This is a genomic window from Enterobacter sp. T1-1 (genome assembly GCF_000710795.1).
Lineage (GTDB): Bacteria > Pseudomonadota > Gammaproteobacteria > Enterobacterales > Enterobacteriaceae > Enterobacter > Enterobacter cloacae.
The window spans coordinates 1-21,623 of the sequence record NZ_JALW01000029.1; the positions used below are offsets into that span (position 1 = coordinate 1).

Annotated in this window: 21 protein-coding genes; 14 read left to right on the forward strand and 7 right to left on the reverse strand. The window is 55.4% G+C overall.

Annotation, left to right across the window (positions count from 1 at the left end):
- Positions 1–229: 229 nt before the first annotated feature.
- Positions 230–1,327 (forward strand): murein transglycosylase A, encoded by a 1,098-nt coding sequence (mltA, locus tag AK59_RS0111785; RefSeq protein WP_020689328.1) that lies wholly within the window; start codon positions 230–232, stop codon positions 1,325–1,327.
- 76 nt (positions 1,328–1,403) lie between these two features.
- Complete coding sequence (gene tcdA, locus AK59_RS0111790; RefSeq protein WP_014833111.1) at positions 1,404–2,210, forward strand: tRNA cyclic N6-threonylcarbamoyladenosine(37) synthase TcdA; 807 nt, start codon at positions 1,404–1,406, stop codon at positions 2,208–2,210.
- Here tcdA and csdE read toward each other — a convergent pair.
- Positions 2,201–2,647 (reverse strand): cysteine desulfurase sulfur acceptor subunit CsdE, encoded by a 447-nt coding sequence (gene csdE / locus AK59_RS0111795; RefSeq protein ID WP_029882841.1) that lies wholly within the window; start codon positions 2,645–2,647, stop codon positions 2,201–2,203. The two genes, tcdA and csdE, sit on opposite strands and share 10 nt — an antisense overlap.
- Positions 2,647–3,852 (reverse strand): cysteine desulfurase CsdA, encoded by a 1,206-nt coding sequence (csdA, locus tag AK59_RS0111800; protein ID WP_029882842.1) that lies wholly within the window; start codon positions 3,850–3,852, stop codon positions 2,647–2,649. The genes csdE and csdA overlap by 1 nt, the downstream gene beginning before the upstream one ends.
- A 192-nt stretch (positions 3,853–4,044) precedes the next feature.
- Between csdA and AK59_RS0111805 the strand changes: the two genes are divergently transcribed.
- From AK59_RS0111805 to rlmM, 4 genes are all read left to right on the forward strand, one after another.
- Complete coding sequence (locus tag AK59_RS0111805; protein WP_008499648.1) at positions 4,045–4,272, forward strand: YgdI/YgdR family lipoprotein; 228 nt, start codon at positions 4,045–4,047, stop codon at positions 4,270–4,272.
- Between the two features lie 349 nt (positions 4,273–4,621).
- The gene (gcvA, locus tag AK59_RS0111810) at positions 4,622–5,539 is read left to right on the forward strand and encodes a glycine cleavage system transcriptional regulator GcvA (protein ID WP_023622031.1); all 918 of its coding nucleotides are present in this window, start codon (positions 4,622–4,624) and stop codon (positions 5,537–5,539) included.
- A 39-nt stretch (positions 5,540–5,578) separates the two neighbouring features.
- Complete coding sequence (locus AK59_RS0111815; protein ID WP_003862756.1) at positions 5,579–5,974, forward strand: DUF423 domain-containing protein; 396 nt, start codon at positions 5,579–5,581, stop codon at positions 5,972–5,974.
- Positions 5,967–7,067 carry a 23S rRNA (cytidine(2498)-2'-O)-methyltransferase RlmM gene (gene rlmM / locus AK59_RS0111820; RefSeq protein WP_013098534.1) on the forward strand — a complete coding sequence of 367 codons (1,101 nt, stop codon included), beginning with the start codon at positions 5,967–5,969 and terminating at the stop codon, positions 7,065–7,067. Before AK59_RS0111815 ends, rlmM begins: the two co-directional genes overlap by 8 nt.
- Positions 7,068–7,109: 42 nt before the next feature.
- On the opposite strand, the gene xni is transcribed toward rlmM, so the two are convergent.
- The 5 genes from xni to queF all read right to left on the reverse strand — a co-directional run bounded on the left by xni (position 7,110) and on the right by queF (position 13,541).
- Positions 7,110–7,865 (reverse strand): flap endonuclease Xni, encoded by a 756-nt coding sequence (gene xni / locus AK59_RS0111825; RefSeq protein WP_029882843.1) that lies wholly within the window; start codon positions 7,863–7,865, stop codon positions 7,110–7,112.
- A 112-nt stretch (positions 7,866–7,977) separates the two neighbouring features.
- The gene (locus AK59_RS0111830) at positions 7,978–9,345 is read right to left on the reverse strand and encodes an L-serine ammonia-lyase (RefSeq protein WP_029882844.1); all 1,368 of its coding nucleotides are present in this window, start codon (positions 9,343–9,345) and stop codon (positions 7,978–7,980) included.
- 65 nt (positions 9,346–9,410) lie between these two features.
- Entirely contained in the window at positions 9,411–10,706 is a 1,296-nt protein-coding gene (locus AK59_RS0111835) for an HAAAP family serine/threonine permease (RefSeq protein ID WP_013098531.1), read from the reverse strand.
- Positions 10,707–11,217: 511 nt separating this feature from the next.
- A complete protein-coding gene (gene ppnN / locus AK59_RS0111840; RefSeq protein ID WP_013098530.1) occupies positions 11,218–12,582 on the reverse strand; it encodes a nucleotide 5'-monophosphate nucleosidase PpnN in 1,365 nt (454 codons plus the stop codon).
- Between the two features lie 116 nt (positions 12,583–12,698).
- On the reverse strand, positions 12,699–13,541 hold the full coding sequence (gene queF / locus AK59_RS0111845; RefSeq protein WP_013098529.1) for an NADPH-dependent 7-cyano-7-deazaguanine reductase QueF: 843 nt from the start codon (positions 13,539–13,541) through the stop codon (positions 12,699–12,701).
- A 68-nt stretch (positions 13,542–13,609) separates the two neighbouring features.
- Here queF and syd point away from each other — a divergent pair, with 68 nt between their 5' ends.
- The 8 genes from syd to AK59_RS0111890 all read left to right on the forward strand — a co-directional run.
- Positions 13,610–14,155: a SecY-interacting protein gene (gene syd, locus AK59_RS0111850; RefSeq protein WP_029882845.1), complete on the forward strand. Its 546-nt coding sequence runs from the start codon at positions 13,610–13,612 to the stop codon at positions 14,153–14,155.
- A 630-nt stretch (positions 14,156–14,785) separates the two neighbouring features.
- Complete coding sequence (locus tag AK59_RS0111860; RefSeq protein WP_013098527.1) at positions 14,786–15,115, forward strand: YqcC family protein; 330 nt, start codon at positions 14,786–14,788, stop codon at positions 15,113–15,115.
- Complete coding sequence (truC, locus tag AK59_RS0111865) at positions 15,112–15,897, forward strand: tRNA pseudouridine(65) synthase TruC (RefSeq protein WP_029882846.1); 786 nt, start codon at positions 15,112–15,114, stop codon at positions 15,895–15,897. Before AK59_RS0111860 ends, truC begins: the two co-directional genes overlap by 4 nt.
- Positions 15,898–15,912: 15 nt before the next feature.
- Positions 15,913–16,359, forward strand: a complete 447-nt coding sequence (locus tag AK59_RS0111870) for a flavodoxin (RefSeq protein ID WP_013098525.1) — start codon at positions 15,913–15,915, stop codon at positions 16,357–16,359.
- Between the two features lie 334 nt (positions 16,360–16,693).
- Positions 16,694–18,049 carry a galactarate/glucarate/glycerate transporter GudP gene (gudP, locus tag AK59_RS0111875; RefSeq protein ID WP_013098524.1) on the forward strand — a complete coding sequence of 452 codons (1,356 nt, stop codon included), beginning with the start codon at positions 16,694–16,696 and terminating at the stop codon, positions 18,047–18,049.
- A complete protein-coding gene (locus tag AK59_RS0111880) occupies positions 18,049–19,389 on the forward strand; it encodes an enolase C-terminal domain-like protein (protein ID WP_020689314.1) in 1,341 nt (446 codons plus the stop codon). Before gudP ends, AK59_RS0111880 begins: the two co-directional genes overlap by 1 nt.
- A gap of 15 nt (positions 19,390–19,404) precedes the next feature.
- On the forward strand, positions 19,405–20,742 hold the full coding sequence (gene gudD / locus AK59_RS0111885; protein ID WP_029882847.1) for a glucarate dehydratase: 1,338 nt from the start codon (positions 19,405–19,407) through the stop codon (positions 20,740–20,742).
- 77 nt (positions 20,743–20,819) lie between these two features.
- Positions 20,820–21,623, forward strand: an 804-nt coding sequence (locus AK59_RS0111890; RefSeq protein ID WP_029882848.1) for a glycerate kinase, incomplete at its 3' end; no start/stop codon positions are given.

Consider the following 21,623-nt stretch of genomic DNA (forward strand, 5'->3'; position numbering starts at 1 on the left):
CCAGGCTGCTCCACCCCGCGTCCGTGGAAGCGCACTATACTCGGTTAGGTTTGTGATGCAACCCCTTTTTCACATAATTCATTAATTTTGTATGTAAATTGAACGACATTGAAACCTTTGGACTATTTTTTGCTCAGAATTTGCCAAAGGGCATGTGATTCCGTTTCATTAGAACAGTGGGTTTGTTATCTTCATCACGCGGAAATGGGCAACTTAAAGACGAGATATAATGAAAGGACGTTGGGCAAAGTATCTGATCACGGGCGCAATGGTAGCCATTCTTGCGGCCTGTTCTTCTAAACCGACCGATCGCGGTCAACAGTATAAAGACGGGAAGTTATCCCAGCCTTTCTCTTTAGTTAACCAGCCGGATGCTGTCGGCGCACCGATCAACGCCGGTGATTTCTCCGAGCAGGTTTACCAGATCCGCAATGCGTCGCCGCGCCTGTATGGCGCCCAGAGTAGCGTCTATAACGCGGTGCAGGACTGGCTGCGCGCGGGCGGTGATACGCGCAATATGCGTCAGTTTGGTATCGACGCCTGGCAGATGGAAGGGGCGGACAACTACGGCAACGTGCAGTTTACCGGCTATTACACCCCGGTTATCCAGGCGCGACATACGCGTCAGGGCGAATTCCAGTATCCTATTTATCGTATGCCGCCAAAACGTGGTCGCCTGCCGTCCCGTGCGGAGATCTACGCCGGTGCGCTTAGCGAAAACTACGTCCTGGCTTACAGTAACTCCCTGATGGATAACTTCATCATGGACGTTCAGGGCAGCGGCTACATCGATTTTGGTGACGGTTCTCCGCTGAACTTCTTTAGCTACGCCGGTAAAAACGGCCATGCCTATCGCAGCATTGGTAAAGTGCTGATCGACCGTGGCGAAGTGAAAAAAGAAGATATGTCGATGCAGGCGATCCGCGAGTGGGGCGAAAAACACAGTGAAGCTGAGGTACGCGAGCTGCTGGAGCAGAACCCGTCGTTCGTCTTCTTCAAACCGCAAAACTTTGCGCCGGTGAAAGGGGCGAGCGCCGTGCCGCTGATTGGCCGTGCGTCGGTAGCATCGGATCGTTCCATCATTCCTGCGGGCACCACGCTGCTGGCAGAAGTGCCGCTGCTGGATAATAACGGTAAATTTAACGGCCAGTACGAGCTACGTCTGATGGTGGCACTGGACGTTGGTGGCGCGATTAAAGGCCAGCACTTCGATATTTATCAGGGAATTGGTCCGGATGCCGGTCATCGGGCGGGCTGGTATAACCACTATGGCCGCGTATGGGTGCTGAAGACAGCGCCTGGCACCGGAAACGTATTCAGCGGCTGATTGTGGTATTCTGAGCGGAATACGGATTACTGTTCAGGGTGAGGAAAAACCTCACCCTTTTTACATCTGAGGTTTTATGTCTGTGGTAATCAGCGACGCCTGGCGCCAGCGTTTTGGCGGTACGGCACGTCTCTATGGTGAAAAAGCCCTGCAGCTGTTTGCGGATGCGCATGTCTGCGTCGTGGGCATTGGTGGTGTGGGCTCGTGGGCGGCAGAAGCGCTGGCGAGAACCGGTATTGGCGCAATCACGCTGATTGATATGGATGACGTGTGCGTCACCAACACCAACCGTCAAATCCATGCCCTGCGTGACAACGTCGGCCTGGCAAAATCTGAGGTCATGGCAGAGCGTATCCGCCTGATCAACCCGGAATGTCGGGTCACGGTGATCGATGATTTTGTGACGGCGGATAATGTCGCAGACTATATGAGTAAAGGCTACAGCTACGTAATTGACGCGATCGATAGCGTGCGTCCAAAAGCGGCGCTTATTGCGTACTGTCGTCGTTACAAGGTGCCACTGGTGACCACCGGTGGCGCAGGCGGACAAATTGATCCCACACAGATCCAGGTGGCCGATCTGGCCAAAACCATTCAGGATCCGCTGGCGGCCAAGCTGCGTGAACGTCTGAAAAGCGATTTTAACGTGGTGAAAAACAGCAAGGGCAAGCTGGGCGTCGACTGTGTTTTCTCGACCGAAGCGCTGGTGTATCCGCAGGCGGACGGCTCGGTGTGTGCAATGAAAAGCACGGCGGAAGGGCCAAAAAGGATGGATTGCGCCTCAGGATTTGGCGCGGCCACTATGGTGACCGCCTCTTTTGGCTTTGTGGCGGTGTCTCACGCACTGAAAAAGATGATGGCGAAGGCGGAACGTCAGGCCTGAGCCTGACGGGCGGCGTCCTGCACCGCTTCACTAAGGGCGACCAGGCCCTGACCGCGTGAGGCGCTCAGCTGCGCGCGCAGCCCTAACTCATCGAACAGAGCCAGCGGCGAGTGCGCCAGTAGCGTCGCCGCGCTTTTCCCTTCGATGGCGGTTAACAGCACCGCCAGCAGACCGCGAACGATACGTCCTTCGCTGTCGCCAAAGAAATGCAGTTTCTCACCGGATACGCTGAACCCAAGCCAGACGCGGTTTTCACAGCCCGCGATCTCTTTTGCCTGCGCTTTGAGATCGTCAGAAAGGGCCGGAAGCTGCTTACCCAGCAGGATCAGTTGACGATATTTATCTTCCCATTGTGTGAGCGGCGCGAAGATCTGTTTTAACGTTTCTTCGGTGATCACTGTGCCAAACGGATGTCCGGCTAAAGCTGAGCTAGTCATTAATCCACCAGGAGTTCAAGGGCGCGGTCAACCGCGGAAATCAGCGCGTCGACATCGCTTTGGGTATTGTAAGGTGCAAACGAGGCGCGCAGTGTACCACTCACGCCAAGCGCTGCCAGCAGCGGCTGGGCACAGTGCTGCCCGGCACGCAGCGCAATGCCATATCCTGCCAGCAGGGTCACCATGTCGCTATGGTGTACGCCCGCAAAATCAAAGGCTAACAGGCTTGAATCCTGCACGCGGAACGAACGGAAGCCAGGGCGTTTTTTAAGCTCCTCTTCAGCCAGCGTCGCCAGACCCCGGCTCCAGCTCTCCGCCTGGACAATGTCCGTTTCGGCGAGCCATTCGAGCGCAGCGCTCAGGCCAATGACGCCCGCCACGTTTGGCGTACCCGCTTCCAGCCGGTAAGGGACGTCCTGGGTTTTAAAGCCATCGAAAGAGACTTCCGCGATCATCTTGCCGCCACCGAGCCACGGCGTCATTTGTGCCAGCAGCTCAGGCTTACCGTACAGCGCCCCGATACCGGTTGGTCCGTAGAGCTTATGCCCTGAGAAGGCATAAAAATCGATATCCAGTTTTTGCACATCGGCCGGGAAATGGACCACGCCCTGCGCGCCGTCAACCATCACTATAATGCCGTTGGCATGCGCGATGCGGATAGCCTGCGCCAAATCCGGGCAGCCACCGGTGACGTTGGACATCTGTCCAAGCGCCAGAATGCGGCTGCGCGGTGTAATCAGCTCCGGTAACTGTGCTATGTCCGGCAGGCAATCTGTCCCCAGCGGGAGCTTCACCACCCGTGCCCCTGTTTGCTCTGCCACCATCAGCCATGGGACCAGGTTGGCGTGATGTTCCGCTTCACTGACGATGATCTCGTCTCCGGGCTTAAGCAGTGGGCGGGCATAACACTGGGCCACCATGTTTATGGCTTCGGTGGTACCCCGCGTCCAGACGATATTTTTCCCGCTTTCGGCATTGAGCAGACGAGCAACCTGATCGCGTGCGGCTTCGTAGCGTGCGGTTAAGCGCTGGGCCTCGGCAAACTGGCTACGATGCACATTGCCTGCGCTCAGGCTATAAAACTGCTGCGTTGCCTCAATAACCGCCTGCGGCTTTAAGGCTGTGGCAGCGCTATCGAGATAAATACCGGCATCGGCCAGCGCCGGAAACTGTGCGCGAAACTGCGCAGGGCTGAAAGCGTTCATGGAATTCCTCATTGCATTACTAAGATCGTCGCGCAATTTCAGCGGCAGGGCAAGGAGGTTGATATCTATCAGAATTGTCTGCTTATCCCAACGCCCCTGAAAAAGCAGGTTATGCTAAATAGTGTTAGGCGGATGTTTTAGCCTGTTATAAATCGAGGTTTGAATAGCATTAATTGCTAAAGGAGAAGAATCATGAATAAGACAGCTGCAATCATTTCTGCCTGTGCGTTTACTTTTGCCCTGAGCGCCTGTTCTGGTAACAACTACGTCATGCACACTAACGATGGTCGTTCCATTGTTTCGGAAGGGAAACCGACAACCGATAACGATACCGGGATGATTTCATACAAAGATGCTAACGGGAACAAGCAGCAGATCAACCGCACGGACGTGAAAGAGATGAAAGAGATCGAGCATTAACAGATCGCTAAGCAAAAAAAAGCACCGCAAATTGGCGGTGCTACATTAATCACTATGGACAGACAGGGTAAATGTACAGGAAGTGAAAAATTGGTAGCGTTGCTACCGTGGTCTGAATCGCAGACCAATTGCAAACACAACAACACAACATCACAACCGTAAGCCAAAAGCTCTTCAGAACACGCATTCCAAAAAAAGCTTCTCGTTCCGGCTCAGGAAGTGCCGCCACTATAGGTATTTGCTGGTAGTTCCTCAACGGACAAATTATAATGGCTCAGATAAAAAAAACTAATAGGTTAAATGTTGTTTCCTGTTTGTTAAATCTCGTTAACATCTAAGCCAGATAACCATGTCCAAGCGATTGCCACCCCTAAATGCATTACGTGTTTTTGATGCAGCAGCACGTCATCTAAGCTTCACCCGCGCAGCAGATGAGCTTTTTGTGACACAGGCCGCAGTAAGTCACCAAATCAAGTCCCTGGAGGATTTTCTGGGCCTCAAGCTGTTTCGCCGACGCAACCGTTCGCTGTTGCTGACGGAAGAGGGGCAGAGCTATTTTCAGGATATTAAAGAGATTTTTTCCCAGCTCACGGAAGCCACGCGCAAGCTGCAGGCCAGGAGTGCAAAAGGCGCACTGACGGTCAGTTTATTGCCCAGTTTTGCCATTCAGTGGCTGGTGCCCAGACTCTCAAGCTTTAACTCAGCTTATCCGGGAATTGATGTCAGGATCCAGGCGGTGGATCGTCAGGAAGACAAACTGGCGGACGATGTGGACGTTGCCATTTTTTATGGGCGTGGTAACTGGCCGGGCTTGCGTGTCGAGAAATTATACGCAGAATATCTGCTGCCAGTCTGTTCACCGCTGCTTTTGACGGGCGATAAAGCGTTAAAAACGCCCGCCGATCTGGCACAACATACGCTGTTACACGATGCTTCTCGCCGCGACTGGCAAACTTATACCCGTCAATTAGGTCTTAATCATATAAACGTGCAGCAAGGCCCCATCTTTAGCCACAGTGCGATGGTGCTACAGGCTGCCATTCACGGACAGGGCATTGCGTTGGCGAACAACGTCATGGCGCAGTCCGAAATTGAGGCCGGCCGTCTGGTTTGCCCTTTTAATGATGTACTGGTCAGCAAGAATGCGTTTTATCTGGTTTGTCATGACAGTCAGGCAGAACTGGGTAAAATAGCCGCTTTCCGGCAGTGGATACTGGCGAAAGCGGCGAGCGAGCAAGAAAAATTCCGCTTCAGGTATGAACAATAACTTTTGTGTGCCGGGCACGCATTACTTTAGGACTGAAACATGACCAGCCGATTCATGCTGATTTTTGCCGCGGTGAGTGGCTTTATTTTTGTTGCACTGGGCGCGTTTGGCGCACATGTCTTAAGCAAGTCTTTGGGTGTGGTGGAGATGGGCTGGATCCAGACCGGCCTTGAATACCAGGCGTTCCATACGCTGGCTATTTTTGGGCTGGCGGTAGCGATGCAGCGCCGCATCAGCATCTGGTTTTACTGGAGCAGCGTTTTCCTGGCGCTGGGTACGGTGCTGTTCAGCGGCAGCCTTTACTGCCTTGCGCTCTCGCATTTGCGCCTGTGGGCGTTTGTTACACCTGTCGGCGGCGTTAGCTTCCTGGCAGGGTGGGTATTAATGTTTATCGGAGCTATCCGTCTGAAACGCAAGGGCGTTGTTCATGAATAAGGTTGTTTTATATTGTCGCCCGGGGTTTGAGAAAGAGTGCGCCGCGGAAATTACGGATAAAGCGGCGAAGCGAGAAGTGTTCGGTTTTGCGCGCGTTAAGGATAATGCGGGCTATGTGGTGTTCGAATGCTACCAGCCTGACGATGCGGATAAGCTGGCACGCGAGCTGCCGTTCAGTTCACTGATCTTTGCGCGCCAGATGTTTGTCGCGGGTGAGTTGCTGAAAGATCTCCCGCCAGAAGATCGCATCACCCCGATTGTGGGCATGCTGCAGGGCGTGGTCGAGAAGGGGGGCGATTTGCGCGTTGAAGTGGCCGACACCAACGAAAGCAAAGAGCTGATGAAGTTCTGCCGTAAGTTCACCGTACCGCTGCGCGCGGCGCTGCGTGATGCCGGCGTGCTGACAAACTACGAAACGCCAAAACGTCCGGTCGTGCATATCTTCTTTATTGCCCCGGGCTGCTGCTACGCCGGTTACTCTTATACCAACAACAACTCTCCGTTCTTTATGGGGATCCCACGCCTGAAGTTCCCGGCTGATGCGCCGAGCCGTTCAACCCTGAAGCTGGAAGAGGCGTTTCACGTCTTTATTCCGGCGGATGAGTGGGATGAGCGTCTGGCCAACGGCATGTACGCGGTCGATCTCGGCGCGTGCCCAGGTGGCTGGACCTATCAGCTGGTGAAACGCAACATGTGGGTGTCGTCTGTTGATAACGGCCCGATGGCGCAAAGCCTGATGGACACCGGGCAGGTCACGTGGCTGCGTGAAGACGGTTTCCGCTATCGTCCAACCCGCAATAACATCTCCTGGATGGTGTGCGATATGGTGGAAAAACCAGCGAAAGTGGCGGCACTGATGGCCTCCTGGCTGGTGAACGGCTGGTGTCGTGAGACGATTTTTAACCTCAAGCTGCCAATGAAAAAGCGCTATGAGGAGGTCTCTCAGAACCTGGCCTATATTCAGCAGCAACTGGATGAACACGGCATTAACGTGGAGATCCAGGCGCGTCAGCTGTATCACGATCGCGAAGAGGTGACGGTGCATATTCGTCGCTGGTGGGCGGCCGTGGGCGGGCGTCGCGACGAGCGATAGGCCCCTCACCCTAACCCTCTCCTCAACGGGGAGAGGGGACGCTTAACGCTCTAATCTCAACTGCTGCAAATTCCCGTCCAGCTGTAAATCCGTCTGTAACGTCGCCACATCCCGGCAGATAAAGGCCATTTCTTTATGGGCCTCCAGCTTCTTACGCCATTTTTCCGGAACTTCATTGAGCCGGGCGTAGATCCCTTCCAGGTTCTGAAAATCCGTCAGCAGCTGTGCGGCGCTTTTAGGCCCAATACCGGCAACGCCCGGCACCCTGGAGCTGCTGATCCCCGCCAGCCCCCAGTAGTCAGGAAGTTGCTCAGGCGAGACGCCAAATTCACTGGCAATAAACGGGGCGTCGAGCCAGCGTTTCTGGAAGTAATCACGAATGCGGATAGTGGGTGAGAGCAGCTGGCAGTAGCCTTTATCCGTCGACACAATGGTTGCCTGATGCCCGGCGCTGGCCACTTTGACCGCAAGCGTCGCCGCGAGATCGTCCGCTTCATTGCCCTGTGCGCCCCAGCAGGGCACGCCGCGCTTTTCGAATGCCGAGCGAATCATCGGCATTTCTGCATGCAAATCGTCCGGCATGGGGGCCCGTCCGGCTTTATAGTCTGGCAAACGCTGATGTCGCCAGCCGGAATTACGCGCCTCGTCATCAAATACAGCCACGACATGCGTCGGTTCGCTGTGGCGAATAAGTTGCTCCAGCGCGTGCAAACAGGTGTCCTTACAGGGCGTGCCTTGCACTGCATGGATCCGGCGAATCAGGTTGAGCGCGTCGACGATAAGCAAATGAACAGCCACAGATAATCTCCCTTCTATCTCATGAAGGAAGGGTAACACTGTCAGCGGTATGAAACTATGCGCGGCGGGGAAAACAGGAAGAAGCCTCGCAAAACGAGGCTTCCTGAGAAGCTTAATCGCAGGTCACGATCTTCATTGCCAGACCACCGCGAGAGGTTTCACGGTATTTGGCGTTCATATCTTTACCGGTTTCGTACATGGTTTCGATAACCTTATCGAGGCAGACGCGTGGCTCGCTGGTGCGGCGCAGCGCCATTCGTGCGGCGTTCACTGCCTTCACGGAGGCGATCGCGTTACGTTCGATACACGGCACCTGAACCTGTCCGGCAACCGGGTCACAGGTCAGCCCCAGGTTATGCTCCATGCCGATTTCGGCGGCGATGCAAACCTGCGCCGGGCTTGCGCCTAACAGCTCTGCCAGACCCGCAGCGGCCATGGAACAGGCCACGCCCACTTCACCCTGACAGCCCACTTCCGCGCCGGAAATGGAGGCGTTCATCTTATACAGAGAACCAATCGCACTGGCGGCCAGCAGGTAGCGCGCCAGCGAGTTGGCATTCACTTCACGGATAAACTTGTCGTAGTAGGCCAGCACGGCCGGAACGATACCGCAGGCACCGTTGGTTGGCGCCGTGACCACGCGGCCCCCTGCGGCGTTCTCTTCGTTCACCGCCAGGGCGAACATGTTGATCCAGTCTACGACGGCCATTGGGTCGGTGGTCGTTTTGTCGGTGCTCACCAGCATACGGCGCAGCGCGGCCGCACGACGCGGTACGCGAAGCTTACCGGGCAGAACGCCTTCGGTGGTGATCCCGCGTTCAATCCCGCCGCGCATCACCTCCCAGACGTTAGCAAAGTGCTGTTCCAGCTCCGCTTTGCTGTGCAGGGCCAGCTCGTTTTTCATCATCAGACCGGAGAGGGAAAGCCCCGTCTCCTGACAGTGACGCTGGAGATCGGCCGCAGTTTTGTACGGATACGGCACGTCGACAGAAGAGGTGCTGGTTTGACCAAAGTGGTCTTCGTCGACGATAAACCCGCCGCCGATAGAGTAATAGGTCTGGCTGTAAACCGCGGTGTCGCCGGCCAGCGCGGTAATGCGCATGCCGTTTTCGTGCAGCGACAGGTTGTCCGCATGGAAATTCATGCAATGGTCAACCGGGAATTCCACTTCATGTTCGCCGTTTGCCAGCAGCAGGCGACCGTGGGTGTTTACGTCCTGGATAAAGCCAGGGATCGCATCAATATCAACGGTATCCGGCAGGTTTCCCGCCAGGCCCATGATAATGGCGATATCGGTATGGTGGCCTTTCCCGGTCAGGGAAAGCGAGCCGTACACATCGACAACCACGCGGGTGATGTCGTGCAAGATGCCGCGTGCAATCAAGTCATCCGTGAACTGCTTACCGGCTTTCATTGGTCCGACAGTGTGAGAGCTGGAAGGACCAATACCGATTTTGAAGATATCGAATACGCTAATCATGATGCGTCCATTGCTTTCAGTCAGAGAGGAAGGAGTGCGCCGTCCGGGGACGGCGCGGGTGATAATCAGAACATGGTGTACAGGGAGTAGAAGATCGCAGAGATAGCGATAAGCCCCATGATAACCACAAAGATGTTGCTCACATGACCGCTGTACTTACGCATAGCAGGGACTTTCTGAATTGCGTACATCGGCATCAGGAACAGAATCATCGCGATAACCGGACCGCCCAGGGTTTCAATCATGCCCAGGATGCTTGGGTTCAGCGTAGCAACGGCCCAGGTGGTAAGCAGCATGAACAGTGCAGTGATTTTGTTCAGCTTGCTGATTTCAATGCTCTTGCCTTTACCGCGCAGAGATTTGATCACCATACCGTTAAAACCTTCACGTGCGCCCAGGTAGTGGCCGAGGAAGGATTTGGTGATGGCGATAATGGCGATGATCGGTGCCATCCACGCAATAATCGGTGCGTTAAAGTGGTTCGCCAGGTAAGACAGAATGGAGATGTTCTGCTCTTTCGCTGCTGCCAGGTCAGCCGGGGAGAGGCTCAGTACGCAGCTGAAGACGAAGAACATTACGGTCAGCACCATCATGATGTGTGCACGAGCCAGGATGCTGGAGCACTTCTTCTCTGCGCCTGCGCCGTACTCTTCACGCTTCGCCACAGCGAAGGAAGAGATGATCGGGGAATGGTTGAAGGAGAAGACCATTACCGGAATCGCCAGCCACAGGGTCATCATCAGGCCGTTACCGGTTGCAGATGCGCTGCTCAGGGAGAGGGTTTCCAGCGCCGCACCGTTCCACTGTGGGATCAGGTAACAGGCCAGCACCATCAGTGCGGCAACAAACGGGAACACCAGGACGCTCATCGCTTTAACGATCATCTGCTCGCCGAAGCGCACAATGGTCATCATACCGACGATCAGGATCAGGGACAGAATGGCACGCGGTGGCGGCGTCATCTGCAGCTGGTGCGTCATGAAGCTTTCAACGGTGTTGGTGATCGCCACGCTGTAAACCAGCAGAATCGGGTAAATGGCGAAGAAGTAGAGCAGGGTAATCAGTTTCCCTGCGCCAACGCCGAAATGCTCTTCAACCACTTCAGTGATGTCTTCGCCCGGGTTTTTACCGGACAGCACGAAGCGGGTCAGACCGCGGTGTGCGAAGAAGGTCATCGGGAACGCGATGATGGCCATAATGATCAGCGGGATCAGACCGCCGACGCCTGCGTTGATAGGAAGGAACAGTACACCAGCGCCGATTGCTGTGCCGTAAAGGCCAAGCATCCACATGGTATCCGTTTTGCGCCAACCACTTCGGGATTCAATCGAAGCAACGGTGCTGGTTTGAGTGGTTTCCATCTGTATCTCCTGGAGGAAGCAAATTGTCAGGTTTGTAGTCAAATCCGATGAAAAAATGCCTGACGGTAATATGAAATTCGTTCAGTGACGGTTTTTTAATAATTTTCACCCGTAACTATTGGCGGGCGGAAAGATACATTCTACTTATGAATGTATCAGTGATCGCGATCCCAAATGCAATAATCCACTCATGATGTGGGTATATTTAGACCATTTCTCTGTTAAAAAAACATCAAAGAGAATTTACGGGCGCGAAGGCTATCATTAACAACATATGTCCGGAAAGAGCGCCCCCGAAGATAGGTGTCTTGCGCTGTAAAGATGGTAGGTTTTAGGATTTTCTGATGAGTAATTTGCTTTAAAGCTGATAATTTATGGTTTTAAAATCCAGGTAATCGTTTGCGTTGGCGTGCAGTTTATAAATTCTATAAGCGATAACTATGAATTGATGCGAAAAAAAGGCCGGGTAACGACAGAACGCGCCCCGGCCCTCAGAAGAACGATTAACGCCTTATGTGCAGATTTCGTAGCAAGGAATATAAGCCGAGCCCGGCAGCTTCATACGGTGTTGGGCGACAAAGCCCTGCAGCATGTCGTCCATGCGGCGCATCATCTCCGGGTCACCGTGGATCTTATACGGGCCAAACTGCTCGATGGCGCGGATCCCCACCTCTTTCACGTTACCCGCCACAATGCCCGAGAAGGCGCGTCGCAGGTCGGCGGCCAGCACTTCTACCGGCTGGTCAGGATAGAGTTTCAGGTTCGCCATATTCTCATGCGAAGGCTCGAACGGGATCTGCAGATCCGGCGCAATACGGATTGACCAGTTAAAGCTGTAGGCATCACCGGTATCACGACGGTTCTCTTTCACCAGCGGCATCGCTTTTTTCATCTGACGCGCCACTTCTGCCGCATCGTCAATGATAATGCGATAGTGACGACGCGCGGCTTCACCCAGCGTATGCACGATAAACTCGTCCAGCACGCGGAAGTAGTCGGCACTCTCTTTCGGCCCGGTCAGGATCAGCGGCAGAACCTGATCTTTGTTGGCCGGGTTCATCAGGATCCCCAGCAGATAGAGCAGCTCCTCTGCCGTACCCACGCCGCCCGGGAAGATGATGATGCCGTGAGCGATACGGACAAACGCTTCCAGGCGCTTTTCGATATCCGGCATGATAATCAGCTCGTTGACCAGCGGGTTAGGTGGCTCAGCGGCGATGATCGACGGCTCGGTCATGCCGATAAAGCGCCCCTCTTTATAACGCTGCTGGGCATGACCCACGGCGGCACCTTTCATTGGCGCTTCCATCGCGCCTGGGCCACAGCCGGTGCAGATATTCAGCTCACGCAGACCGAGCTGGGTACCCACCCGACGGGCGTACAGGTATTCGGTTTCGTTAATGGAGTGACCGCCCCAGCAGACGACCATATTCGGTGCTTCGCCAACGTGCAGGGCACGGGCGTTACGCAGAATAGAAAACACCAGGTTGGTGATATGAACCGAGCTTTCCAGGTCAAGATGCTGGAAGCGGCCCGCGTTGTGGATCTGCCCGTTAACAAACAGGATGTCACGCAGCACGGCAAACAGGTTGGCCTGCAGGGAACGAATAATCCGCCCGTCGACGAAGGCCTCTTCCGGCGGGTTGATCACTTCAAGTTTTACGCCGCGCTCGCGGCGCAGCACGTTGATATCAAAGCTTTCGAAGCGGGATAACAGTTCTTTACTGTTGTCTGTCAGGCTTCCGGAGTTCAGTACGGCAAGTGAACAGTTACGAAACAGTTGATAAAGATCGCTGCTGGCCGTGCGTTTAAGCATGTCCACTTCCAGCTGCGACAACATATCCATTGAGCCAAGCGGGCTAATATGTGTAATCAAGTGAGCTCCTTATGGGACGATTATCGTCATTCCCTGCTGATTACAATAGCCCTGCCGCGTGACGTTTCACAACCTAAAGCGCTGCATTACCCGCGCATATTGTGAAAATATTTATATTACTGACGCACCAGTCGGCCCGTTGCAGGTACAAAATCGGTATTGGTGCGCCACGGGTTAATGTCCAGCCCGCCACGACGGGTGTAGCGCGCGTACACGCTCAGCGTTTCTGGCTGGCAGAAGCGCTGAATATCGCTGAAGATGCGCTCCACGCACTGCTCGTGGAATTCGTTGTGATGGCGGAACGACACCAGATAGCGCAGCAGCTTTTCCCGGTCAATTTTGGGGCCGCGATACTGGATTTGCACAGAACCCCAGTCCGGCTGGTGGGTGATCAGGCAGTTGGACTTCAGCAGATGGCTGACCAGCGTCTCTTCCACGATCTTCCCGCTTGCCGCATTTTCCAGGTACCCGGCGCTGAACTCGTAGTTATCCACCTCGATATCCTGATCGTCAATGCAGGTGCCGTTAAAATGGGCGACAGGTTGCCCTTCCAGTTCATTCAGGCGATACAGCGCAACGGTCACGTTGCCCTGGGCACAGGCGCGTAAATCACGCTCCAGCGTGTGCTGAACCTCTTCCAGGCTGGTGAATTTGGTCTGATTAAAACTGTTGAGATACAGCTTGAAGCTTTTGGATTCCACCAGGTTAAGGCTGGCATGATCCAGCTCAACCTGGCCTACCGCCACCTGCGGCAGACCGCGAGCATTCAGCCAGGAGAGCTCATACAGCGTCCAGATATCACCGCCGACAAACGGCAGCGCGTCTGCACGCAGCCCTAAAGGATCGCGGTTAAGGCTGCGCGGAACGCCCTGCAGCAGGCTGGCATCGTAGGTGTCGCGGTAATCGGTCGATTTACCCAGCGTTAAGCCACTTAACGCCTGATGATTTTCGTAAGACATGTTTCATAGTCACTTTACAGGTACACTTAGGGCTGAGTTTATCCTGTCTTACCAGAAGAGAGAAATCGGTGGATATCGAAACTGCAAATGCCCTTAAGACCTTCACGACCCGTTACTGTGACGCATGGCATGACACCCGGGGCACTTGGCCGCAAAGTGCTGATCTCTATGGTGTGCCTTCGCCCTGCATTATCTCTTCGGTGGACGACTACGTTATCTGGCAGCCGCAGCCCTGGTCTGTCGAGGAGCATGTAAATGCGGTTGAACGGGCAATGGACATTGTGGTACAACCAGCGGTTCACGCGTTCTACACCACGCAGTTTGCAGGGGATATGCCTGCCCGCTTTGGTGAGATAACGCTGACGCTGTTGCAGACCTGGAGCGAAGACGATCTGCAGCGTGTTCAGGAAAACCTGATTGGTCATCTGGTCACGCAAAAACGCCTTAAGCTTTCTCCGACACTCTTTATTGCCACGCTGGACAGTGAACTGGATGTTATTTCCGTCTGCAACCTGTCTGGTGAAGTGATCAAAGAGACAATCGGCACCCGCAATCGCGAGACCCTCGCCCCCTCACTTGCGGATTTCCTTACCCGACTTGAGCCGCTTCTGTAATCCATCATGCTACAGCGCGTGTGAGAGATCTCTTACACGGTTTGTGAGAGATCGCCGCAACGATCAGTATTACCTTACGTAATTAAGAAAAATATTATGATAATTATCAAAGGATTAATAAAATTCTGATGCAGCAAACCCGCTTTTCGGAGGCTGACAACGCTTACAGGGTGGGTTGTAAGACGAAGCGGAATAGCGGATTCTATCTCTGTCGACAGGACGCCGACACGAGAAACGAACATCAGGATGATGGCGCTTCTCACACAGGACACGTCAGGATGGCGCTGCAGGAAGGCTTCAGGATGAAGCAAAGGATAACGCAGGACGCGTAAGGGACACCTCCAGGAAGGAGAACGAGAGCCGCTCAGGATGATCGGTGGGTCAGGATGGCCAGGACGTTTCAGGATGAAACAGACACATCAGGACGATGTGTGCGGGATGCAAACAGTTTACGGATGAACAGGCCTTCGGGCTTCAGGAAAAGTTGTCACGGAAGAGCAGGGAGCATAAATTGTAGCTGGAATGCTGCGAAACGAACCGGGAGCACTGTTTTTACAGTGCTCCCTTTTTTTATTTCTGCTGCCTGCAATGCTATGCTGCGCGCCGTTCATTTTTTCAGTTGAGGTTACTATGACGCAACACGATAGCGTTCGTGCCCGGTTGCACGCCATCGAAGCTCTTTTGCGCCAACATCAGCTGTGGCAGGAGACCGCGCCGCAGCCAGAGGCGTTCGCAAGCACCCAGCCGTTCTGCCTGGATACGCTGGCACCGTTTGAGTGGCTCCAGTGGGTGTTAATTCCCCGTATGCATGCGCTGCTGGAGGGTGGTCATCCGCTGCCGCAGGCGTTTGCGGTCTCGCCTTACTATGAAATGGCGCTGGAGGCCACCCACCCGGCGCGTGCTGTCATGCTGGCTGAGCTGGAAAAGCTGGATGCGCTGTTTGCTGGTGATGACGCATGACGCTTGAGATCCTCTATCAGGATGAGTGGCTGGTGGCAGTGAACAAACCGTCGGGATGGCTGGTGCACCGCAGCTGGCTGGATCGTGACGAGAAGGTGGTCGTGATGCAGACCGTGCGCGACCAGATTGGTCAGCATGTGTTTACCGCCCATCGCCTGGACAGACCCACCTCCGGTGTACTGCTGATGGGATTGTCCAGCGAAGCGGGTCGTCTGCTGGCGCAGCAGTTTGAGCAGCATCAGATCCAGAAACGCTACCACGCGATCGTGCGTGGCTGGCTGACAGAAGCCGCCACGCTTGACTATCCTCTGGTGGAAGAGCTGGACAAAATCGCCGATAAATTTGCCCGTAATGACAAAGGTCCGCAACCTGCGGTAACCGAGTATCGCGGTATGGCGACGACTGAAATGCCGGTGGCAACCAGCAAATTTCCCACCACTCGCTACAGCCTGGTTGAGCTTTTGCCCAAAACGGGGCGTAAACACCAGCTCCGCCGACACCTGAAGCATTTGCGACATCCGATTATCGGCGACAGCAAGCATGGCGATCTGCGCCAGAACCGCAGTGCGGCTGAACATTTTGGTTGCGATCGTCTGATGCTGCACGCAAGCGAACTGAGCCTGACGCATCCGTTTACCGGCAAACCTCTGACGATCCATGCGGGGCTGGATGATGTCTGGATGCAGGCGCTGTCACAGTTTGGCTGGCTGGGGCAACTCCCCAAAAATGAAAGGGTTGAGTTTGTACCGGGCAACGTTCAGGATGAACGGCAAGCGCAATAATTAAGGGAACATATCATGGCTGAAGTAGGCATTTTTGTCGGCACAATGTACGGCAACTCGCTGCTGGTTGCGGAAGAGGCGGAAGCGATACTCACAAGCCAGGGTCATAAAGCCACGGTTTATGAAGATCCGGAGCTGGCAGACTGGGAAAAGTATAAAGATAAATACATTCTGGTGGTCACCTCCACCACCGGGCAGGGCGATCTGCCGGACAGCATCGTGCCGCTTTTCCAGGGCATTAAAGATATTGGCTACCAGCCGGACGTTCACTACGGCATCATCGCCCTGGGCGACAGCTCTTACGCCAATTTCTGCGGCGGCGGCAAGCAGTTCGACGCACTCCTGCAGGAACAGAGCGCCCAGCGCGTGGGCGACATGCTGCTGATTGACGCCGGAGAACACCCGGAACCCGAAAGCGAATCAAACCCGTGGGTTGAGAACTGGGCCACACTGCTTAAATAACATCCTGCCCGGCGGCGCTTCGCTTGCGCGGGCCTGCGGGTTATCCAGGCCGGGTCAGGCGTTGCCGCCACCCGGCGATAACTTCCGCACCAAACGCCAATTCCGTGAACCATCTTCCATTCTTTTAGGCTTTTGCCACAAACAACCTTTCTCATGCCCCTTAATGTTGTGTTTTTGCACGGTGAGAGAACGTGTCACTCCTTCATATACTTTCCCGGTCACAATAAAACGGCTTCAGGCCGTACCAAAACGACAAACACAAATCTCATTCTGATTACCCTACCGGTGCTGTACAGAGTGAACCAGGCGAAAGCTATGTTTCAGGAGTGCAACAATGAGTACATTAAGCCACGCGGCGAGCAGTGCGGAGAAGCGCACTAACGCTCGCTACTGGATAGTGGTGATGCTGTTTATCGTCACGTCCTTTAACTATGGTGACCGCGCCACGCTGTCGATTGCCGGCTCTGAAATGGCAAAAGACATTGGGCTTGATCCGGTTGGCATGGGGTATGTTTTCTCCGCATTTTCATGGGCCTATGTTATTGGTCAGATCCCGGGTGGCTGGCTGCTCGATCGTTTTGGATCCAAGCGCGTCTACTTCTGGTCCATCTTTATCTGGTCGATGTTTACCCTGTTGCAGGGCTTCGTCGATATCTTCAGCGGCTTCGGTATTATCGTCGCGCTCTTTACTCTCCGCTTCCTGGTGGGGTTAGCAGAAGCGCCATCCTTCCCGGGTAATAGCCGCATCGTGGCCGCCTGGTTCCCGGCGCAGGAGAGGGGAACGGCGGTGGCGATTTTTAACTCTGCCCAGTATTTCGCGACGGTGATCTTTGCGCCAATCATGGGCTGGCTGACGCATGAAGTGGGCTGGTCACACGTCTTCTTCTTCATGGGCGGATTGGGGATTGTCATCAGCTTTATCTGGCTGAAAGTGATCCACGAGCCGAACCAACATCCGGGCGTGAACAAGAAAGAGCTGGAGTACATTGCGGAAGGCGGGGCGCTGATCAACATGGATCAGAAAAGCCAAAAAGCAAAAGTCCCGTTGAGCCAGAAATGGGCGCAGATCAAGCAGCTTGTCGGTTCGCGCATGATGATTGGCATCTACCTGGGGCAGTATTGCATTAACGCCTTAACCTACTTCTTTATCACCTGGTTCCCGGTGTATCTGGTGCAGGCACGCGGTATGTCGATTCTGAAAGCAGGCTTTGTCGCCTCCGTACCGGCTATCTGCGGCTTTGTGGGGGGCGTACTGGGTGGGGTGATTTCCGACTGGCTGATGCGTCGTACCGGTTCGCTGAACATCGCCCGTAAAACGCCAATTGTGCTCGGCATGTTGCTTTCAATGACCATGGTGTTCTGTAACTACGTCAGCGCGGAGTGGATGATCATCGGCTTTATGGCGATGGCTTTCTTCGGGAAAGGGATTGGTGCGCTGGGCTGGGCAGTGATGGCGGATACCGCGCCAAAAGAGATCAGCGGCCTGAGCGGCGGTCTGTTTAACATGTTTGGCAACATCTCCGGGATTGTCACCCCGATTGCCATTGGCTACATCGTCGGGACCACGGGCTCATTCAACGGTGCGCTGATTTATGTGGGTGTGCACGCCCTGGTGGCGGTCCTGAGCTATCTGGTGCTGGTGGGTGATATCAAACGCATTGAACTCAAACCTGTAGCGGAGCGTGGCTGATGACAACACAATCGAGCCCGGTTATTACCGACATGAAGGTCATCCCGGTGGCCGGCCAGGACAGCATGCTGCTTAATATTGGCGGCGCGCATAACGCCTGGTTTACCCGCAATATCGTGGTGCTGACCGACAGCGCAGGGAACACCGGCGTTGGGGAAGCGCCGGGCGGTGAGGTGATTTTCCAGACGCTGTCAGACGCCATTCCGCAGGTGGTCGGCCAGGAGGTCGCCCGTCTGAATAAAGTGGTCCAGCGTGTTCACAAAGGCAACCAGTCGGCGGACTTTGACACCTTCGGTAAAGGTGCCTGGACGTTTGAGCTGCGCGTCAATGCCGTCGCCGCGCTGGAGGCCGCCCTGCTCGATTTGCTCGGTAAGGCGCTGAACGTTCCGGTCTGTGAACTGCTGGGGCCGGGCAAACAGCGTGACGCGGTGACGGTACTTGGCTATCTGTTTTATGTTGGCGATCGGCAAAAAACCGATCTGCCTTATCTGGCGCACTCGCCGGGCCACCATGAGTGGTATCACCTCCGTCACCAGGAGGCGCTCTCCAGTGACGCGGTGGTTCGGCTGGCCGAGGCGGCACAGGACCGCTACGGTTTTAAAGACTTCAAACTCAAAGGCGGGGTATTACCCGGCGAGCAGGAGATTGAAACCGCGCGTGCGCTCAAGAAACGTTTTCCGGATGCCCGCATTACCGTTGACCCTAACGGAGCCTGGCTGCTGGATGAGGCTATCGCCCTGTGCAAAGGGCTGGGCGATGTCCTGACCTACGCGGAAGATCCGGTTGGGGCTGAACAAGGCTTCTCGGGTCGCGAGGTGATGGCGGAATTCCGACGTGCCACCGGGCTACCGGTCGCTACGAACATGATCGCCACCAACTGGCGTGAAATGGGCCATGCGGTCATGCTGAATGCGGTCGATATTCCGCTGGCAGACCCGCACTTCTGGACGCTTTCAGGCGCCGTGCGTGTGGCGCAGCTGTGTGATGACTGGGGGCTCACCTGGGGTTGTCACTCCAATAACCATTTCGATATTTCGCTGGCGATGTTTACCCACGTTGGCGCGGCGGCACCGGGTCACCCAACCGCTATCGACACACACTGGATTTGGCAGGAGGGTGAGGCCCGCCTGACGAAAAATCCGCTGGAAATTAAAAACGGCACCATCGCCGTACCGGATGCGCCTGGATTGGGCGTGGAGCTTGACTGGGATCAGGTCCACAAGGCGCATGAAGCGTATAAAAAACTGCCGGGCGGCGCGCGTAATGACGCCGGGCCGATGCAGTACCTGATCCCTGGCTGGACATTTGACCGTAAGCGCCCTGTTTTTGGACGTCACTGATAAAAGGATTGCACCATGAGCACTTTTACCACCCCTGTTGTTACTTCCATGCAGATCATTCCGGTTGCCGGCCATGACAGCATGCTGATGAACCTGAGCGGCGCACATGCGCCGTTTTTCACCCGCAATATTGTCATTATTAAAGATAACGCCGGGCATACCGGCGTGGGGGAAATCCCGGGCGGTGAGAAGATCCGCAAAACGCTTGAAGACGCCATCCCGCTGGTGGTGGGAAAAACGCTGGGCGAATATAAAAACGTCTTAAATACCGTGCGGAATACCTTTGCCGATCGCGATGCGGGTGGCCGTGGGCTGCAAACGTTTGATCTGCGCACCACCATCCACGTGGTGACCGGCATCGAAGCCGCCATGCTGGATCTGTTAGGTCAACACCTGGGGGTTAACGTTGCTTCCCTGCTGGGTGAGGGGCAGCAACGCAGCGAAGTGGAGATGCTGGGCTATCTGTTCTTTGTTGGCGACCGCAACCTGACGCCGTTGCCATACCAGAGCCAGCCGGACGAGCAATGTGACTGGTACCGACTCCGCCACGATGAAGCGATGACGCCGGATGCGGTGGTGCGCCTGGCGGAGGCCGCGTACGAAAAATATGGTTTTAATGATTTCAAACTGAAGGGCGGCGTGCTGGCCGGAGAAGAAGAGGCCGAAGCTATCTCAGCCCTGGCTAAACGATTCCCGCAGGCGCGCGTCACGCTGGATCCGAACGGGGCCTGGTCGCTTGATGAAGCGATCGCCATCGGCAAGCAGCTGAAAGGCGTGCTGGCCTACGCGGAGGATCCGTGCGGGGCAGAACAAGGTTTCTCTGGCCGTGAAGTGATGGCGGAGTTCCGCCGCGCCACGGGTTTACCTACCGCGACCAACATGATCGCCACCGACTGGCGTCAGATGGGTCACACCTTGTCCCTGCAGTCTGTCGATATTCCGCTGGCTGACCCGCATTTCTGGACGATGCAGGGCTCGGTACGCGTGGCGCAGATGTGCCATGAGTTCGGTCTGACCTGGGGCTCGCACTCCAATAACCACTTTGATATCTCGCTGGCGATGTTCACCCACGTGGCCGCTGCCGCGCCGGGCACGATCACCGCGATCGACACCCACTGGATCTGGCAGGAAGGCAATCAGCGTCTGACGAAAGCGCCGTTTGAAATCAAAGGGGGGATGGTGCAGGTCCCGTCCACACCGGGTCTGGGCGTGGAGCTGGATATGGATCAGGTGATGAAAGCCCACGAGCTGTACCAGAAACATGGGCTGGGTGCGCGCGATGACGCGATGGCGATGCAGTATCTGATCCCAGAGTGGACATTCGACAATAAACGTCCGTGCATGGTACGATAAATGCATTGGGACCGCTCCCATTGGCGGTTCTTTACGTGGTGTATGCTTAACGTAACGACTATGCGTAAGGATGGCTTATGAAAATTGTTATCGCACCGGACTCGTATAAGGAAAGTTTGAGTGCGCTTAAGGTTGCGACAGCGATAGAGCAGGGTTTTCGCGAGATCTTTCCTGAGGCGGTTTACGTCAAACTGCCGGTCGCGGACGGCGGTGAAGGCACCGTCGAAGCGATGATCGCGGCAACGCAGGGACGCATTGTGCATGTTCCGGTGACCGGCCCTCTGGGCCATCGCGTGGAAGGGTTTTACGGGATATCCGGCGACGAGAAGAGCGCCTTTATCGAAATGGCGGCGGCCAGTGGTCTTGAGCTGGTTGCACCTTCGCAGCGCGATCCTCTGAAAACGACCTCCTGGGGCACGGGTGAACTTATCCGTCACGCGCTGGATGCGGGCGTTAAGCATATCATCATCGGCATCGGGGGCAGCGCCACCAATGATGGCGGTGCAGGAATGGTGCAGGCGCTGGGGGCCAGGCTGCTGGACGACCGTGAACAGCCGCTGGGGCAGGGCGGAGGCGAGCTGGGCAAACTTGCCCGTATCGACCTGAGCGGGCTGGACAAGCGTCTGGCCGAGTGCCGCATAGAAGTGGCCTGCGATGTGACGAATCCGCTTACCGGTAAGCTGGGCGCATCAGCGGTTTTTGGCCCGCAAAAGGGGGCCACACCCGAGATGATCATCACTTTGGACAACGCGCTTGCGCACTATGCGCGGATCATTGCCCGGGATCTTGATATGGATGTGCTCAACCTGGCGGGCGGCGGTGCGGCAGGGGGGATGGGGGGGGCGCTGTACGCCTTCTGCGGTGCGCAACTGCGCCCGGGC

Coding starts and splice junctions, on each gene's coding strand:
- mltA (WP_020689328.1), top strand. CDS start 230: ATGAAAGGACGTTGGGCAAAGTATCTGATCACGGGCGCAATGGTAGCC.
- tcdA (WP_014833111.1), top strand. CDS start 1,404: ATGTCTGTGGTAATCAGCGACGCCTGGCGCCAGCGTTTTGGCGGTACG.
- csdE (WP_029882841.1), bottom strand. CDS start 2,647: ATGACTAGCTCAGCTTTAGCCGGACATCCGTTTGGCACAGTGATCACC.
- csdA (WP_029882842.1), bottom strand. CDS start 3,852: ATGAACGCTTTCAGCCCTGCGCAGTTTCGCGCACAGTTTCCGGCGCTG.
- AK59_RS0111805 (WP_008499648.1), top strand. CDS start 4,045: ATGAATAAGACAGCTGCAATCATTTCTGCCTGTGCGTTTACTTTTGCC.
- gcvA (WP_023622031.1), top strand. CDS start 4,622: ATGTCCAAGCGATTGCCACCCCTAAATGCATTACGTGTTTTTGATGCA.
- AK59_RS0111815 (WP_003862756.1), top strand. CDS start 5,579: ATGACCAGCCGATTCATGCTGATTTTTGCCGCGGTGAGTGGCTTTATT.
- rlmM (WP_013098534.1), top strand. CDS start 5,967: ATGAATAAGGTTGTTTTATATTGTCGCCCGGGGTTTGAGAAAGAGTGC.
- AK59_RS0111830 (WP_029882844.1), bottom strand. CDS start 9,345: ATGATTAGCGTATTCGATATCTTCAAAATCGGTATTGGTCCTTCCAGC.
- AK59_RS0111835 (WP_013098531.1), bottom strand. CDS start 10,706: ATGGAAACCACTCAAACCAGCACCGTTGCTTCGATTGAATCCCGAAGT.
- queF (WP_013098529.1), bottom strand. CDS start 13,541: ATGTCTTACGAAAATCATCAGGCGTTAAGTGGCTTAACGCTGGGTAAA.
- AK59_RS0111860 (WP_013098527.1), top strand. CDS start 14,786: ATGACGCAACACGATAGCGTTCGTGCCCGGTTGCACGCCATCGAAGCT.
- truC (WP_029882846.1), top strand. CDS start 15,112: ATGACGCTTGAGATCCTCTATCAGGATGAGTGGCTGGTGGCAGTGAAC.
- AK59_RS0111870 (WP_013098525.1), top strand. CDS start 15,913: ATGGCTGAAGTAGGCATTTTTGTCGGCACAATGTACGGCAACTCGCTG.
- gudP (WP_013098524.1), top strand. CDS start 16,694: ATGAGTACATTAAGCCACGCGGCGAGCAGTGCGGAGAAGCGCACTAAC.
- AK59_RS0111880 (WP_020689314.1), top strand. CDS start 18,049: ATGACAACACAATCGAGCCCGGTTATTACCGACATGAAGGTCATCCCG.
- gudD (WP_029882847.1), top strand. CDS start 19,405: ATGAGCACTTTTACCACCCCTGTTGTTACTTCCATGCAGATCATTCCG.